Here is a 15646-nt window from a genome sequence, read left to right as displayed (position 1 = left end):
GATGAGGCGACGGCAGGGCAATTCCCGCCGATTTGGAGAGAAACATGGATTTTGACCTGAACGAGGAGCAGCGGCTTCTCAAGGAAAGCATCGACGGCCTGCTGACCGATTCCTATGATTTCGAGCAGCGCAAGAAGTACATGAAGGAGAAGGGCGGCTGGAGCCGGGCCGTCTGGGGCAAGCTCGCCGAGCAGGGCCTGCTCGGCCTGCCCTTCAGCGAAGCCGATGGCGGCTTCGGCGGCGGCGGTGTCGAGACCATGATCGTGATGGAAGCGCTCGGCAAGGCGCTGGTGCTGGAGCCCTATCTCCCGACGGTCGTGATCGGCGGCGGCTTCCTCCGCCATGGCGGCAGCGATGCGCAGAAGGCCGCGCACGTGCCGGGGATCATCGATGGCAGCAAGACGCTCGCCTTCGCCCAGCTCGAGAAGAACTCGCGCTACGATCTCTTCGACGTCTCGACGACGGCGAAGAAGAAGGGTGACGGCTGGATCATCGACGGCGAAAAATTCGTCGTGCTCAACGGCGAGAACGCCGACACGCTCGTCGTCACCGCCCGCACCAAGGGTGACCGCCGCGACAAGACCGGCATCGGCGTGTTCCTCGTTCCCGCGAACGCCAAGGGCGTCACCAAGAAGTCCTACCCGACCCAGGACGGCCTGCACGCCGCCGACATCACCTTTACCGGTGTCGAGGTCGGCAGCGACGCGACGATCGGCAATCCGGAGGACAGCCTCGCGCTGATCGAGCGCGTCGTGGACGAAGCCCGCGTCGCGCTCTGCGCCGAGGCGGTCGGTTTGATGGACGAGTCGCTCAAGACCACGGTCGAGTACATCAAGACGCGAAAGCAGTTCGGCGTCGCGATCGGCTCGTTCCAGGCGCTGCAGCACCGCGCCTCCGACATGTTCGTCGCCACCGAGCAGGCCCGTTCGATGTCGATGTTCGCGACCATGGCGAACGATTTCGAGGACGCCAGGGAGCGCAGCAACGCGATCGCCGCGGCCAAGGTGCAGATCGGCAAGTCGGCCAAATTCGTCGGCCAGCAGTCGATCCAGCTCCACGGCGGCATCGGCATGACCATGGAGGCGAAGATCGGCCACTACTTCAAGCGCCTCACCATGATCGAGAACACCTTTGGCGACACTGACTACCACCAGCGCCGCGTCGCCGATGCGGGCGGGTTGGTTTAGTCGACTAGGCCAAACGAAGACTGCCCCGGCTTGACCGGGGCATCCAGTACTCCGCGGCAGCAGTTTGCTCATGCAACGTCAGCCGCAGCGTACTGGATCGCCCGATCAAGTCGGGCGATGACACCGAGCAAGTGGACGCAGGGAGGCAATATGAAAAACACCCCGTTCGATCTCACCGGAAAAGTCGCCGTCGTCACCGGCTCCAGCCGCGGCATCGGCCGCTCCTCTGCCGAGCTGCTCGCCAGGCTCGGCGCCAAGGTCGTGGTGTCCTCCCGCAAGCTTGAGGCCTGCAAGGAAGTCGCCGACGGCATCAACGCATCAGGCGGCGATGCCATCGTCATCCCCTGCAACATCGCGCGCAAGAACGAGGTCGAGGCGCTGATCTCGGGCGCCACCAAGCATTACGGCAAGATCGACATCCTCGTCTGCAACGCCGCGGTGAACCCGTATTACGGCCCGCTGCTCGACATCACCGATGAAGCCTTCGACAAGATCATGGGCTCGAACGTCAAGAGCAACATCTGGCTCTCCGCGCTCACGATCCCGCAGATGGCGGAGCGCGGCAGCGGCTCGGTCGTCATCATCTCCTCGATCGGAGGCTTGCGCGGCTCGACCGTGATCGGCGCCTACGGCATTTCGAAAGCCGCCGATTTCGCGCTGTGCCGCTCGCTCGCCGGCGAATGGGGCCCGAAAGGCGTCCGCGTCAACTGCATCGCCCCCGGCCTCATCAAGACCGACTTCGCCCGCACCTTGTGGGAAGACGAAGCCAACCTCAAGCGCCGCACCGCCACCACGCCGCTTCGCCGCATCGGCGAACCCGACGAAATCGCCGGCGCCGTCGCCTACCTCGCCTCCGACGCCTCGAGCTTCATGACCGGCCAGACCATCGTCATCGACGGCGGCGTGACGACGGCGGCGGTGTAGCCTTACACCACTTGGAATTGCATCGCGGCGGCACTTCGCTTACCCTCCCCTGGAGGGGAGGGTCGCTCACGCGCAGCGTGAGCGGGGTGGGGTGAAGCCACGCAAAATGGTCTCGACATCGATCCGACGCGCCGCCGCGAAGAGGCTGCGAGCGAACACGACGCCATACGAGCGGATTCTGTGGCGCGCACTCAAGGAAGTTCCGCTCGAAGGCTCGCACTTCCGCCGCCAAGCGCCGATCGGTCCCTACGTCGTCGACTTTCTCTGCCCAGCCAAACGTCTCATCATCGAGCTCGACGGCGGGCACCACAACGAAGATCGTACTGCAGAGCGCGACCGCGACAGGCAGCGATGGCTCGATAATGAGGGGTATCGTGTCGTGCGGTTTTGGAATTCCGAGGTCGCCCCCGACTTGAATGCGGTGCTCGAACGTATTTACGTCGAGCTGTACGGATCACGTGAGGCTGAAGCCATCAAATTGAAACATCGGCGCAAATAAAGCTCCGTTGTCTTACCATCCCCTGGAGGGGGAGAGTCGATCGCGCGCAGCGCGAGCGGGGTGGGGTGATCTCTCCGCACGGGCACTGTTGGATGTGGAGAGACCGTCACCCCACCCCGTCTCACATTTCGCTGCGCTCAATGTGAGCCGACCCTCCCCCTCCAGGGGAGGGTAAGAGGAGAGCCGCCTTGACCTCTTGCCGGCAATCCCGTTTCTTTGGCGCGACACAATGACCCCTCACGGGAAAACGCTCAAAGAAAACGCCAAGGTAAGCCGCCATGTCTTTCGTCCTCGCCATCGACCAGGGCACCACCTCCTCGCGCGCGATCGTGTTTCGCGGCGACATCTCCATCGCGGCGAAGGCGCAAGCCGAGTTTCCGCAGCATTTTCCGGCCTCGGGCTGGGTCGAGCACGAGCCGGAGGACATCTGGACCTCGACGGTGATGGTCTGCCGCGAGGCGATCGAGCAGGCCGGCATCACGGCAAGGGACATCGCCGCGATCGGCATCACCAACCAGCGCGAGACCACCGTGGTGTGGGACCGCGCCACGGGCCAGGCCGTGCACCGCGCCATCGTCTGGCAGGACCGCCGCACCGCCGACATCTGCGCCAGGCTCAAGGCCGACGGTAGCGAGGATGTGATTTCGCAGAAGACCGGCCTGATCATCGATCCCTATTTCTCCGGCACCAAGGTCGCCTGGATCCTCGACCACGTCCCGGGCGCGCGCGCTCGCGCCGCCCGCGGCGAATTGATGTTCGGCACCATCGACTGCTACCTGCTCTGGCGCCTCACGGGCGGCAAGGTGCACGCCACCGATGCCACCAACGCCTCGCGCACGTTGCTGTTCAACATCCACACCGGCCAGTGGGACGACGAGCTCTTGGAGATCATCGGCGTGCCGCGCTCGATGCTCCCCGAGGTGAAGGATTCCTCGGCGCGTTTCGGCGAGAGCACGCCCGATTTGTTCGGCGGCGCTATCGCAATATCAGGCATCGCCGGCGACCAGCAGGCCGCGACCATCGGCCAGGCCTGCTTCCGCCCGGGCATGATGAAGTCCACCTACGGCACCGGCTGCTTTGCCCTGCTCAACACCGGCACGACTCCCGTCGTATCGAAGAACAAGCTGCTCACCACCGTCGCCTACCAGCTCGACGGCAAGCGTACCTACGCGCTCGAAGGCTCGATCTTTGTCGCCGGCAGCGCGGTGCAGTGGCTGCGCGACGGCCTCGGCATCATCAAGCACGCCGCGGAGACCGGGCCTCTTGCCGACCAGTCGGACTCCATGCAGAGCGTCTATCTCGTCCCCGCCTTCGTCGGCATGGGCGCGCCCTATTGGAATCCGCGCGTGCGCGGCGCGCTGTTCGGCCTCACCCGCAACACCGGCCCCGCCGAGCTCGCCCATGCCGCGCTCGAAAGCGTCTGCTACCAGACCTTCGACCTCTGGGCCGCGATGCGCGCGGACTGGCCGAGCTCGGAAACCGCCAGCGTCGTGCTCCGCGTCGACGGCGGCATGACCGCCTCGGACTGGACCATGCAGCGCCTCGCCGATCTCCTGAATGCGCCGGTCGATCGCCCCGTGATCCAGGAGACGACCGCGCTGGGCGCCGCCTATCTCGCCGGCCTCAATGCCGGCGTCTATCCCGAGCCGACCAAGTTCGCCGACAATTGGCGCCTCGAGCACCGCTTCAAGCCGAACATGAGCGAGGCGACGCGCGAGCGGAAGCTCGCGGGCTGGGCGCGCGCGGTGAAGGGCGTGCTCGCGAGCGATGAGGGGGAGGGGTAGGCGTAGGCACAGCCTCGCAGCTCGATGCCGCGAGGCGCGCTCAACTGCCTCCAGCTCGTCATTGCGAGGAGCTCTTGCGACGAAGCACTCCAGACCGCCTCTGCGGAAAGATCCTGGATTGCTTCGCTGGGCCTGTCATCGGGCCGCGCAACGCGCGGACCCGTTGGCTCGCAATGACGGAGTATGGCGCGACTGTCGCCTTTGGAAGCGACGGATCGCTGCTCTAGGCGCTCAAAACATCTTCTGCTCCGCCCGCGCCAGCGCGATGACGATTCATCTCAATCTCATCGCGCTTAGCTGTCGAAATTCACCGCATTGGTGTTGGCGCCGCAGACCAGCACCGCGGTGCGCTCGCCGGCCGCGGGAAGATAGCGGCCGGACAGCAGCGCGGCAAAGGCGGCTGCGCCGCCGGGTTCGGTGACGAGACGCAGGCGCGACCACAGGGCGGCCTGGGCCTGCCGGATCGCCTCGTCGCTGACGAGCACGACGCGCTCGACATGGGCGCGTGCGATCGGAAACATCAATGCGCCGACGCGCCGCGGCGCGAGACTGTCGGCGGCGATGCCGCCGGCTGGTGCATCGACCGGCGCGCCAGCCGCGAAGGCGGCATGGAGGGTTGGCGACTGCTCCGGCTCGACCGCCACGATGCGCATGCGGCCGGCGCACCATGCCGCGATGCCGCCGATCAACCCGCCGCCGCCGACGGCCACCAGCAGCGTGTCGATGCCCGGCGCATCCTGCTCCAGCTCCAGGGCCACGCTGCCCTGGCCAAGCAGGGTTTCTGCCTGGTCGTAGGCATGGACGGCCAGCGCGCCGGTCTGCGCGACATGCGCTTCGCTGGCGGCAAGCGCATCGGCGTAGCGATTGCCGGCGATCACGAGCTTTGCGCCATAGAAGCTGATGCGCTCGGCCTTGGCCGGCGAGGTGATGTCGGGCACGAAGATCGTGGCGGGAATGCCGAGCCGCTGCGCCGCATAGGCGACCGCCGCGCCGTGATTGCCGCCGGACGCCGCGACGACGCCCGTTTCTGGCACCTGCCGCAGCAGCAGATTGGCGAAGGCGCCCCGCGCCTTGAACGATCCGGAATGCTGCAGCATCTCGAGCTTGAACGTGACGGGCGCCGCCGGCAGGCCGAAATCAGCGAGGTCGGCCTGAATGAGCGGCGTGCGCCTGATATGCGGACGAATGACCGCCTCGGTCGCCGCGATCCGCTCCCGATTGATGTCCATTGTCGCTGTCATGATGGCGTCCTTCATACCGCATCGGAGAGTTGACATCAATTAGGCCTCTGAGCGCGCCAGGCGCGAGCCGCACGTGACGCGTCAAGCGCGCCGTTGCATGCAGCTCAATGCTCCATGCCCAATATCTTCCTTGCGCCGCGTCGCTGCTCTCGCGGATACTGATCGGCCCTGCCGTCTCCATTGAACGAGAAGAGCGAGAACCATGTTCCTGATCGGCCAATATGATTCCCCCTTCGTCCGGCGCGTCGCGATTGCGCTGAAGCTTTACGGGCTCGCCTTCGAGCACCGGCCGTGGTCGACCTTCGGCGATGCCGACAAGATTGCGCCGTACAACCCGCTGCGCCGCGTGCCGACGCTGGTGCTCGACGACGGCGAGGCGCTGATCGAGAGCACCATCATCCTCGATTATCTCGACGAGCTCGTCGGCGAGGCGAAGGCGATGCTGCCGCGCGGCGGCACTGAGCGGCGCAAGCATTTGCGCATCTGCGCGCTCGCCTCCGGCCTCGGCGACAAGGCGGTGAGCCTGCTCTACGAGCGCGTGCTGCGGAAGGAGCAGTTGGCGCTATGGGTCGAGCGATGCCAGGCGCAGATTTCCGACGTGCTCGGTGTGCTCGAGGCCGAGCGCGCCAGGGTGACGACGCCGTACTGGCTGGGGATGCGCATCGGCCATGCCGATATCGCGGTCGCCTGCGTCACCCGCTTCACCCGCGAGGCGCATCCGCGACTGTTCGATGCCGCGCGCTATCCAGCGCTAGCAGCTCACGCCAACCGTTGCGAGGCGCTCCCGCCATTCCAGGAGATCGTGCAGCCGCTCGCCCCGCCGAAGGGGTGAGCCGCCACCCTCCCCTGGAGGGGGAGGGTCGATCGCGCGCAGCGCGAGCGGGGTGGGGTGATCTCTCGACATGGGCAGCGCTTGGATGGAGAGACCGTCACCCACCTCGGTTCGCATTCCGCTTCGCTGCATGCGAACCGATCCTCCCCCTCCAGGGGAGGATGGGGACCGCGCGTGTGGCAAGAGATGAGGGATACCCGCATCTGCCGCAGTTCGACACCGACGCGGCTAGCGATGATGGAATATTACAGCTGTTTTGCCCGACGGAGCAAGTTGTTTTCGGTAAGGCCGAAATTACTGAGATCTTTCAACCCATCCCTACTGTGCATGGGGTTGTTTTCTCTACCTTGGTTTTGCAGGCGCCTAACCCGCGCCGGCGCGCTTCTTCTGCCAGACGAGGTGGACCGCGCAGGTGCAGCCCGGAGGATGCGAGGCAAGGTCTTTCGGCATCTCGTCGTTCGCCGGCGTGGCGGCGAAGGTCTTGTCCTGCTGCGACGGGATGTAGTTCAGCACCGGCGCGAGCCAGCGCTCGGTCTCGGCGACCGTCATGCCCTTGCGCGCGGCGTAGTCCTCGACCTGGTCACGCTCGATCTTGCCGACGCCGAAATAATAGCTCTCGGGGTTGGCGAAATAGAGCCCGGACACGCTGGAGCCCGGCCACATCGCAAAGCTCTCGGTCAGCTTCACGCCGGCGGTCGCTTCCGCATCGAGCAGCGCGAACAGCGTCGCTTTCTCGGTGTGATCGGGCTGCGCGGGATAGCCGGGCGCGGGCCGGATGCCCTGATACTTCTCGAGGATCAGCTCCTCGTTCGAAAGCGCCTCGTCCGGCGCGTAAGCCCAGAACTCGCGGCGCACGCGGGCGTGCATGCGCTCGGCGAAGGCCTCCGCAAGGCGGTCGGCCAGCGCCTTGCACAGGATCGAGGAGTAGTCGTCGTTCGCGCTTCTGAAGCGATCGGCCACCGCATCCTCGCCGATGCCGGCGGTGACGACGAAGCCGCCGATATAGTCGGGCACGCCCGCAGGCGCGATGAAGTCGGACAGCGCCGCGTTGAAACGGCCCTCGCGCTTCTCGAGCTGCTGGCGCAGCGTGTGCAGCGTCGCGATGCTCTTGGTGCGGCTCTCGTCAGCATAGAGCACGATGTCGTCGCCTTGCGCATTTGCCGGCCAGAAGCCGATCGTGGCGCGCGCCCGAAACCACTTTTCCTTGACGATGGTGTCGAGCATCTTGCGCGCATCGTCATAGAGCGAGCGCGCGACCTCGCCGACCTTGGCGTCGTCGAGAATCGCGGGGAAGCGTCCGGCGAGCTCCCAGGTCTGGAAGAACGGCGTCCAGTCGATATAGGGCACGAGCTCGGCGAGGTCGTATTCGTCGAAGCTGCGGGTCCCCAAGAAGGTCGGCTTCACCGGCTTGCTCCTGGCGAAATCGACCGGCACGCGGTTGGCGCGGGCATCGCTGAGCTTCAGGCGCTTCTTGTCCGCCTGCGCGCGCAGATGCGCCTCCGAGATTTTTGCGTATTCGGCGCGCACCTCGGCGACATAGGCTTCGCGCTTCTCAGGCGAGAGCAGCGCGGAGGCGACGCCGACGGCGCGGCTGGCGTCGTTAACGTGCACGACCGGGCCGGCGCGATAGCTCGGGTCGATCTTCACCGCCGTATGCACGCGGCTGGTGGTGGCGCCGCCGATCAAGAGCGGCAGCTTGAGGCCTTCGCGCTGCAATTCGCCGGCGAAGAATGCCATTTCGTCGAGCGAGGGTGTGATCAGGCCTGAGAGGCCGACGATGTCGGCCTTCTCCGCCTTCACAGTCTCGACGATCTTGGCGGCCGGCACCATAACGCCGAGGTCGATGACCTCGAAATTGTTGCACTGGAGCACGATGCCGACGATGTTCTTGCCGATGTCGTGAACGTCGCCCTTCACGGTCGCGAGCACGATCTTGCCGGCGGACGAGGAGCCTTCGGCGCCGATCCCGTTGGCTAGGTTGCGCGCCTTCTCCTCCTCCATGAACGGCATGAGATACGCCACCGCCTGCTTCATCACGCGGGCCGACTTCACCACCTGCGGCAAAAACATCTTGCCGTCGCCGAAGAGATCGCCGACGACGTTCATGCCAGCCATCAGCGGGCCCTCGATCACGTCGAGCGGGCGCGACGAATTCTTGCGGGCTTCCTCGGTGTCCTGCTCGATGAACTCGGTGATGCCATGCACCAGCGAATGCGACAGCCGCTTCTCCACCGGCCATTCGCGCCAGGCAAGATCAGCTTCCTTGGCTTCGGTCTTCTTGCCGCGGAATTTTTCGGCGAGTGTCAGCAGACGCTCGGATGCGCCCGCATCGCGGTTGAGGACGACGTCCTCGCAAGTCTGGCGCAGCTCCGGATCGATGTCGTCATAGACGATCATCTGCCCGGCATTGACGATGCCCATGTCCATGCCGGCCTTGATGGCGTGATACAGGAACACCGAATGCATGGCCTCGCGCACCGGCTCGTTGCCGCGGAACGAGAACGACAGGTTCGACACGCCGCCCGAGACATGTGCGCCCGGCAGGTTCTGGCGGATCCAGCGTGTCGCCTCGATGAAGTCGACGCCGTAATTGTTGTGCTCCTCGATGCCGGTCGCGATCGCGAAAATGTTCGGATCGAAGATGATGTCTTCTGGCGGGAAGCCGACCTTGTTGACCAGGATGTCGTAGGCGCGCTTGCAGATCTCGGTCTTGCGCGCGAACGTGTCGGCCTGGCCGACCTCGTCGAACGCCATCACCACGACAGCCGCGCCGTGACGGCGCGCGATCTTCGCTTCGTGAATGAACTTGTCCTCGCCTTCCTTCATCGAGATCGAGTTGACGACCGGCTTGCCCTGCACGCATTTCAGGCCGGCCTCGATCACCGAGAATTTCGACGAGTCGACCATCACGGGGACGCGGGCGATGTCGGGCTCGGCGGCGACGAGGTTGAGGAACGTCACCATCGCAGCTTCCGAGTCGAGCAGGCCCTCGTCCATGTTGACGTCAATGATCTGCGCGCCGTTCTCGACCTGGTCGCGCGCGACCTGCAGCGCGGCAGTGTAGTCGCCTGATGTGATCAGCTTGCGGAAGCGGGCCGAGCCGGTGACGTTGGTGCGCTCACCGACGTTGACGAAGGGAATGGCGTCCGTCAGCACGAACGGCTCGAGGCCGGAGAGGCGCAGCTTCGGTGCGATCTCGGGCACGATGCGCGGCTTGTGGGGAGCGACCGCGGCGGCGATCGCCGCGATGTGGTCCGGCGTGGTGCCGCAGCAGCCGCCGACGATGTTGACGAGGCCGTCGCGTGCGAATTCGCCGACGAGACGGGCCATGTACTCCGGCGTCTCGTCATACTGGCCGAACTCGTTGGGCAGGCCGGCGTTCGGATAGGCGCAGACAAGCGTGTCGGCGACGCGGCCGATATCGGCGATGTGTGCGCGCAGGTCTTCCGCGCCGAGCGCACAGTTGAAGCCGATGGTGATGGGCTTTGCGTGCCGCACCGAATTCCAGAACGCCTCCGGCATCTGGCCCGAGAGCAGGCGGCCGGACTTGTCGGTGATGGTGCCCGACACCATCACCGGCATGTCGATGCCGAGCTCTTCGGTGATCTCGGCGATCGCATAGACCGCCGCCTTGGCGTTGAGCGTGTCGAAGATGGTCTCGACCAGCAGGAGGTCGACGCCGCCGTCGATCAGGCCGCGGATCTGCTCGCCATAAGACTTGCGCAAATCGTCGAAGGTGACGGCGCGGTAGCCGGGATTGGAAACGTCCGGCGAGATCGAAGCGGTTCGATTGGTGGGGCCGATGGCGCCGGCAACGAAGCGCGGCTTGCCGTCCTCGGCCTCGACGCGGCGAGCGGCATTGCCGGCGAGGCGGGCGCCTTCGCGCGCCATCTCATAGACGATGTCGGTGAGATCGTAGTCGGCCTGCGCGATCGAGGTCGTCGAGAACGTGTTGGTCGCGACGATGTCGGCGCCGGCGCGCAGGTACGCAGCGTGGATGTCCTCGATCGCCTGCGGCTGAGTCAGGATCAACAGGTCGTTGTTGCCGCGCAGGTCGCGATGGAAATTCTTGAAGCGCTCGCCGCGGAAGGCGGCCTCGTCGAGCTGCAGGTTCTGGATCATCGTGCCCATGGCGCCATCGAGCACCAGGATGCGCTCGCGCGCGGCGTTGAGCAGGGCAGTTCGCTTGGCGGAAACGGGTACGGTCATTTTCTCTCACGCAGCCTTCTGGGCGCTCTTGGCGCGGATGCCGAGCAAATGGCTGATCGCGAACACGAGATCGGCGCGGTTCATGGTGTAGAAATGGAAGGTGTCGACGCCGTGCTTGGCGAGCTTCTGCACCTGGCCGGCCGCGACGGTCGCGGCGACCAGCTTGCGGGTCTCGGCGTCCTCATCGAGGCCCTCGAACTTCGCGGCGAACCAGTCCGGCACGGTGGTGCCGGCACGCGTCACGAAATTGCGCGCCTGCTTGAAATTGTGCATGGGCATGATGCCCGGCACGATCGGGATGGTGATGCCGCGGGCGCGGACGCGATCGAGATAGCGGAAGTAGAGGTCGTTATCGAAGAACACCTGCGTGATCGCGCGCGTCGCGCCGGCGTCGACCTTGGCCTGAAGCGTGTCGATGTCGGCGTCGAAGTCGCGCGCCTCGGGGTGCTTCTCGGGATAGGCGGACACCGATACTTCGATGTCGGCGTGGCGCTTCTTGATGCCCGCGACGAGCTCGGCCGAGCTCTGATAGCCCTCGGGATGGCTGGAGTAGGGTGTACCGATTCCGCCGACGGGGTCGCCGCGCAAGGCCACGATGTGGCGGACGCCCACCTCGTGATAGCGGTCGACGATCTCGTCGATCTCGCCGCGCGAGGCGCCGACGCAGGTCAGATGCGCCGCCGGCAGCAGCGCGGTCTCCTTAAGGATGCGCGAGATGGTCGAGTGAGTGCGCTCGCGAGTCGAGCCGCCGGCGCCATAGGTTACCGAGACGAATTTCGGGTCGAGCGGGGCCAGCCGGTTGATGGTCTCCCAGAGATTCCGCTCCATCTCTTCCGTCTTGGGCGGAAAGAACTCGAACGAGATCGCAGGCCGCTTCAGGTGCCCGTCTTGCCCCTCAGCGCGGGCAGGAATCGTCAGGTCGGTCATGGCACCACTCACTCCAGATTTTGGCGGCCGGCGGTCAGGTCTAGATTGGGAGAGTAAGATAAGCCAAAGCGGTTGCGCTCGACAGCCCATCGATGATGGGAAGTGGCCCACTTTTGTGGTAGATCATACGAATTATCGCGCGTATGAAAAGTGGGGTGGGAAGCAGGAGTTTGGCGATATGCTCATAAATCAGCGCGCTGTTCCAACGAAAGTGGGCTGTTGGAGCGACGTCATCGTGTGGGCAGTGTGAACCTTACGTTGCAGAGGCAGGGTTCGTCCCACTTCTCTAGCTCAGTCCGCCGCCGGCGCTCGCGGCCGGCACACGCCAGCCCTGCGCAGTCTGCCCATTGCTGCTGCGCCGGCCTTCATTACGTTACCACGCCATGATCCCGCTCTCAGTCCTCGACCTCTCGGTCGTCACATCAGGCACCAAACCCGCCGCGGCGCTGCGCAACAGCATCGACCTGGCGCGCCATGTCGACGGGCTCGGCTATGTCCGCTATTGGCTCGCCGAGCACCACAACCTCGCCTCAGTGGCGAGCCCCGCGCCCGACGTGATGATCGGCCAGATCGCGGCGGTGACGAAACATATCCGCGTCGGCTCCGGTGGCGTGATGCTGCCCAACCACGCGCCGCTGGTGGTGGCTGAGCGCTTCAAGATGCTGGAGGCGTTGTTTCCCGGCCGCATCAATCTTGGCCTTGGCCGCGCGCCCGGCACCGATGGCGCCACGGCCTATGCGTTGCGCAGCCGGCTCGACCGCCGCGAGGGCGACGATTTCCTGGAGCGACTGCACGAATTGATCCTGTGGGAGACCCGCGAATTCCCCGCGGGCCATCCCTACAACAACGTCGTCGCGATGCCCGACGACACGCCCTTGCCGCCGATCTGGCTGCTCGGCTCGAGCGACTATTCCTCTGAGCTCGCCGCGCAGGTCGGCATGGGCTTCGCCTTCGCGCACCATTTCGCCTCGCATGACGCCGTCGATGCCATGGTGCATTACCGCAACCGCTTCCAGCCTTCGGTCTGGCGCGCCAGCCCGCACGCGATCCTCGCAGTGGCGGTCATCACCGCGGATACGGACGATGAGGCCGAGAAGCTCGCGACCTCGTTCGATCTCAACCGCCTGCGCCGCGACCGCGGCCAATACCTGCCGCTGCCGAGCGTCGAAGAGGCGCTGGCGTATCCCTACACGGAGGCCGAGCGCAGCTCGATCCTGCGCAACCGCTCGCGCTTGTTCGTCGGCAGCCCGGCGACGGTGCAGAAGCAGCTTCAGCCGCTGATCGATGCCAGCAAGCCGGACGAATTGATGGTGATCACCGCCGTCTACGATCACGAGGCGCGGAAGAAGTCCTATTCACTGCTGGCGGAGGCGTTCGGGCTTAGAGCGGCCGCGTAACGCTCTCGTGCCCCAACGCCCGTCAGCGCTGCGCTGCTGAGCCGGGGCCCATCGCCCGTCCGGGTACCGCAGCTCCTGGGTCCCGGCTCGCGCTGCGCGCGTCCGGGACATGCAAATCAATCCTGCGCTTCGCTGAACGTCGCGCGGAACGGATGTCCCGGATAGACGCCGACGATGCGGAATTCGCGCGAGAAGAACTTCAGCTCCTCGATCGCAAACGCCAGGCCCTTGTCGTCGGGGTGGCCGTCGACGTCGGCATAAAACTGCGTGGCGAAGAAATTGCCGTCGACCATATAGCTCTCGAGCTTGGTCATGTTGACGCCGTTGGTGGCGAAGCCGCCGAGCGCCTTGTAGAGCGCTGCGGGCAAATTGCGGACCCGGAATACGAATGTTGTGACCAGCGGGCCCGAGCCCTGCGCCGCCCATTTCGGCTCGCGTGCCAGCATCACGAAGCGCGTGGTGTTGTGCGCCTCGTCCTCGATGTCCTCGGCGAGGATATCGAGGCCGTAGATCTTGGCGGCGAGGCGCGAGGCGATCGCAGCCACCGTCTTGTCGTTGCGCTCGGAGATGTCGCGGGCGCTGCCGGCGGTGTCGGCATGCACGATCGGCTTGATGCCGAGCTTGCGGATGATGCGCCGGCACTGGCCGAGCGCGTGCACATGGCTCTCGACGCTCTTGATGTCGTCGAGCTTGGTCCCCTTCACCGCCATCAGCTGATGCCGAACGGGCAGAAACCATTCGCCGATAATGAACAGGCCGGAGGCCGGCAGCAGATGATGGATGTCGGCGACGCGGCCGGCGACGGAGTTCTCGATCGGGATCATGCCGAGATCCGCCTCACCCGAGGAGATCGCCGACAGCGCGTCCTCGAAGGTGGCGCAGGGCATCGGCTCGGCGTCGGGATAGGCCTCGACGATGGCGATGTGGGAATTGGCTCCGGGCTCGCCCTGGAATGCGATCTTCATCTTGCTCATGAGAGGCCTTGTAGCAGCGGCTCAGGATTTGGAAAGGATGCTGCGGGCGGTTTCGAGATCGGGCGGCGTGTCGACACCGCGGGGCACGCTGTCGACGATCATGATGTCGATGCGCATGCCGGCTTCCACCGCCCGGAGCTGCTCCAGGCTCTCCTGTTTTTCGAGCGGTGACGGCGGTAGCGACACGAACCGCTCCAGCGCGGCGCGGCGATAGGCATAAAGGCCGATGTGGTGGTATCGCGGCCCGTTGCCGTAAGGCGCGGTGGCGCGAGTGAAATAAAGTGCGCGCAACCGCTTCGGCCCGATTGGTGAGCCGATCGCCTTCACGACGCTGGGCGCGAGGTCCTCCTCCTCGGTGTGGATCTGCGAGGCCAGTGTCACGATGTCGACCGTCGGGTCGTCGAAGGGCGGCAGCACCTCGCGGATGGTCTGCGGCGTGATGGTCGGGAAATCGCCCTGGAGATTGATCACGATCTCGGCCGTGCCGTTCGGATCGAGCTTTTGCATGGCCTCGTGGATGCGGTCCGAGCCGGAGGGGTGGGTCGAGCGTGTCATCACGGCCTCGCCGCCATGGGCCGTCACCACCGAGGCGATCTCGTCCGTGTCGGTTGCGACCGCAACCCGGCCGATCCCAGCGGCCTCGGCGCGCCGCAGCACATGCACGACCATCGGCAGGCCCGCGATGTCGGCGAGCGGCTTGCCGGGCAGGCGGGTGGCGGCCATGCGGGCCGGGATCAGCACCAGGATGCGGGGATCGGTCATTGGCTCAAAGGTCTGGGTTCAAGGGCCTGGAAACGGGAGGTTTTCCGCGTCGAGAAATGGAGTGGGGACGGGCTCGAAGCCGGGTCGCTTATACGGGTTGCCAGACCCCGGGCAAACCGATATCTCAATGGCAAAACTCGGGGAAACAACAAGGAACGTTTTGATTCTCCCGAGGCTCGTCCTGGCGGCCGCTTGGGCCGCTGTTTCCTTCTTGCGGTGTGGGGCCTGGCCGGAAATGGACTCGTTTGAACTCAATAAAATCCTCGGTGCCGTGCTCGGGACCTGTCTCGTTCTGCTGGTGACCAGCTTCACCGCCCAGGCACTGTTCTCGCCCAAGATGCCGGAAAAACCGGGCTTCGAGATCGCCGTCAAGGAAGATGCGGGCCACGGCGGCAAGGAAGGTGGCGCGGCCGCCGGCTCATCCGAACCGATCGAAAAGCTGCTCCAGACCGCCTCCGTCGAGAAGGGCGCTGCCGCCGCCAAGAAGTGCGGCGCCTGCCACACCTTCGAGAAGGGCGGCCCGAATCGCGTCGGTCCGAACCTCTATGGCGTCGTCGGCGAAGCTAGAGGTGAGGGCCGCAACGGCTTCAACTTCTCCGCCGCCATGAAGGCCAAGGGAGGCACCTGGACTTTCGAAGACCTCAACAAGTTCATCGCCAATCCGAAGGGCTTCATCCCGGGCACCGCGATGGGCTTTGCCGGTATCCCCAAGGATTCCGAGCGCGCCGACGTCATCGCCTATCTGAACTCGCTGTCCGATCATCCGCAGCCGATCCCGACGGCGTCGAAATAAGGGCGTCAAAAACCTCTTCTGGAACATGCGGCCAGGCTGAAAAGCCTGGCCGTTTCCTTATCCGGGCCTCGCGATGACGTTATCGGGGCGTTTGGCCGCATCCGAGTGGCCGTCCGG

12 protein-coding genes are annotated in these 15646 nt (G+C 65.3%); 7 read left to right on the top strand and 5 right to left on the bottom strand.

Annotated elements, in window-relative coordinates:
- Positions 1-44: 44 nt before the first annotated feature.
- The 4 genes from pimD (at position 45) to glpK (ending at position 4394) form a co-directional block, all read left to right on the top strand.
- The gene (gene pimD / locus ACVWY3_RS26895) at positions 45-1187 is read left to right on the top strand and encodes a pimeloyl-CoA dehydrogenase small subunit (protein ID WP_456841152.1); all 1143 of its coding nucleotides are present in this window, start codon (positions 45-47) and stop codon (positions 1185-1187) included.
- 150 nt (positions 1188-1337) lie between these two features.
- Entirely contained in the window at positions 1338-2111 is a 774-nt protein-coding gene (locus tag ACVWY3_RS26890) for an SDR family NAD(P)-dependent oxidoreductase (RefSeq protein WP_456841151.1), read from the top strand.
- A gap of 106 nt (positions 2112-2217) precedes the next feature.
- Complete coding sequence (locus ACVWY3_RS26885) at positions 2218-2610, top strand: endonuclease domain-containing protein (RefSeq protein WP_456841150.1); 393 nt, start codon at positions 2218-2220, stop codon at positions 2608-2610.
- Positions 2611-2888: 278 nt separating this feature from the next.
- Positions 2889-4394 carry a glycerol kinase GlpK gene (gene glpK / locus ACVWY3_RS26880; protein WP_456841149.1) on the top strand — a complete coding sequence of 502 codons (1506 nt, stop codon included), beginning with the start codon at positions 2889-2891 and terminating at the stop codon, positions 4392-4394.
- A 293-nt stretch (positions 4395-4687) separates the two neighbouring features.
- On the opposite strand, the gene ACVWY3_RS26875 is transcribed toward glpK, so the two are convergent.
- Complete coding sequence (locus tag ACVWY3_RS26875; RefSeq protein ID WP_456841148.1) at positions 4688-5671, bottom strand: threonine/serine dehydratase; 984 nt, start codon at positions 5669-5671, stop codon at positions 4688-4690.
- A 166-nt stretch (positions 5672-5837) separates the two neighbouring features.
- On the opposite strand from ACVWY3_RS26875, the gene ACVWY3_RS26870 reads away from it, so the two are divergent.
- Positions 5838-6467, top strand: a complete 630-nt coding sequence (locus tag ACVWY3_RS26870) for a glutathione S-transferase family protein (protein ID WP_456841147.1) — start codon at positions 5838-5840, stop codon at positions 6465-6467.
- Positions 6468-6830: 363 nt separating this feature from the next.
- On the opposite strand, the gene metH is transcribed toward ACVWY3_RS26870, so the two are convergent.
- Both metH and metF read right to left on the bottom strand, forming a co-directional pair.
- A complete protein-coding gene (gene metH / locus ACVWY3_RS26865) occupies positions 6831-10676 on the bottom strand; it encodes a methionine synthase (protein WP_456841146.1) in 3846 nt (1281 codons plus the stop codon).
- A gap of 6 nt (positions 10677-10682) precedes the next feature.
- A complete protein-coding gene (gene metF / locus ACVWY3_RS26860) occupies positions 10683-11603 on the bottom strand; it encodes a methylenetetrahydrofolate reductase [NAD(P)H] (protein ID WP_456841145.1) in 921 nt (306 codons plus the stop codon).
- A 383-nt stretch (positions 11604-11986) separates the two neighbouring features.
- Here metF and ACVWY3_RS26855 point away from each other — a divergent pair, with 383 nt between their 5' ends.
- Positions 11987-13000 carry an LLM class flavin-dependent oxidoreductase gene (locus tag ACVWY3_RS26855; protein WP_456841144.1) on the top strand — a complete coding sequence of 338 codons (1014 nt, stop codon included), beginning with the start codon at positions 11987-11989 and terminating at the stop codon, positions 12998-13000.
- Positions 13001-13116: 116 nt separating this feature from the next.
- Here ACVWY3_RS26855 and ACVWY3_RS26850 read toward each other — a convergent pair whose 3' ends face one another.
- Positions 13117-13974 (bottom strand): prephenate dehydratase, encoded by an 858-nt coding sequence (locus ACVWY3_RS26850; RefSeq protein ID WP_456841143.1) that lies wholly within the window; start codon positions 13972-13974, stop codon positions 13117-13119.
- A gap of 21 nt (positions 13975-13995) precedes the next feature.
- A complete protein-coding gene (locus ACVWY3_RS26845; protein ID WP_456841142.1) occupies positions 13996-14736 on the bottom strand; it encodes a 3-deoxy-manno-octulosonate cytidylyltransferase in 741 nt (246 codons plus the stop codon).
- A gap of 235 nt (positions 14737-14971) precedes the next feature.
- On the opposite strand from ACVWY3_RS26845, the gene ACVWY3_RS26840 reads away from it, so the two are divergent.
- Positions 14972-15529 carry a c-type cytochrome gene (locus tag ACVWY3_RS26840; protein ID WP_456841141.1) on the top strand — a complete coding sequence of 186 codons (558 nt, stop codon included), beginning with the start codon at positions 14972-14974 and terminating at the stop codon, positions 15527-15529.
- Positions 15530-15646 lie beyond the last annotated feature (117 nt).

It is taken from the genome of Bradyrhizobium sp. USDA 4486, assembly GCF_054057995.1.
The sequence above is the reverse complement of the archived record's forward strand: the minus strand, read 5'-3'. Positions and strand labels throughout refer to the sequence as shown.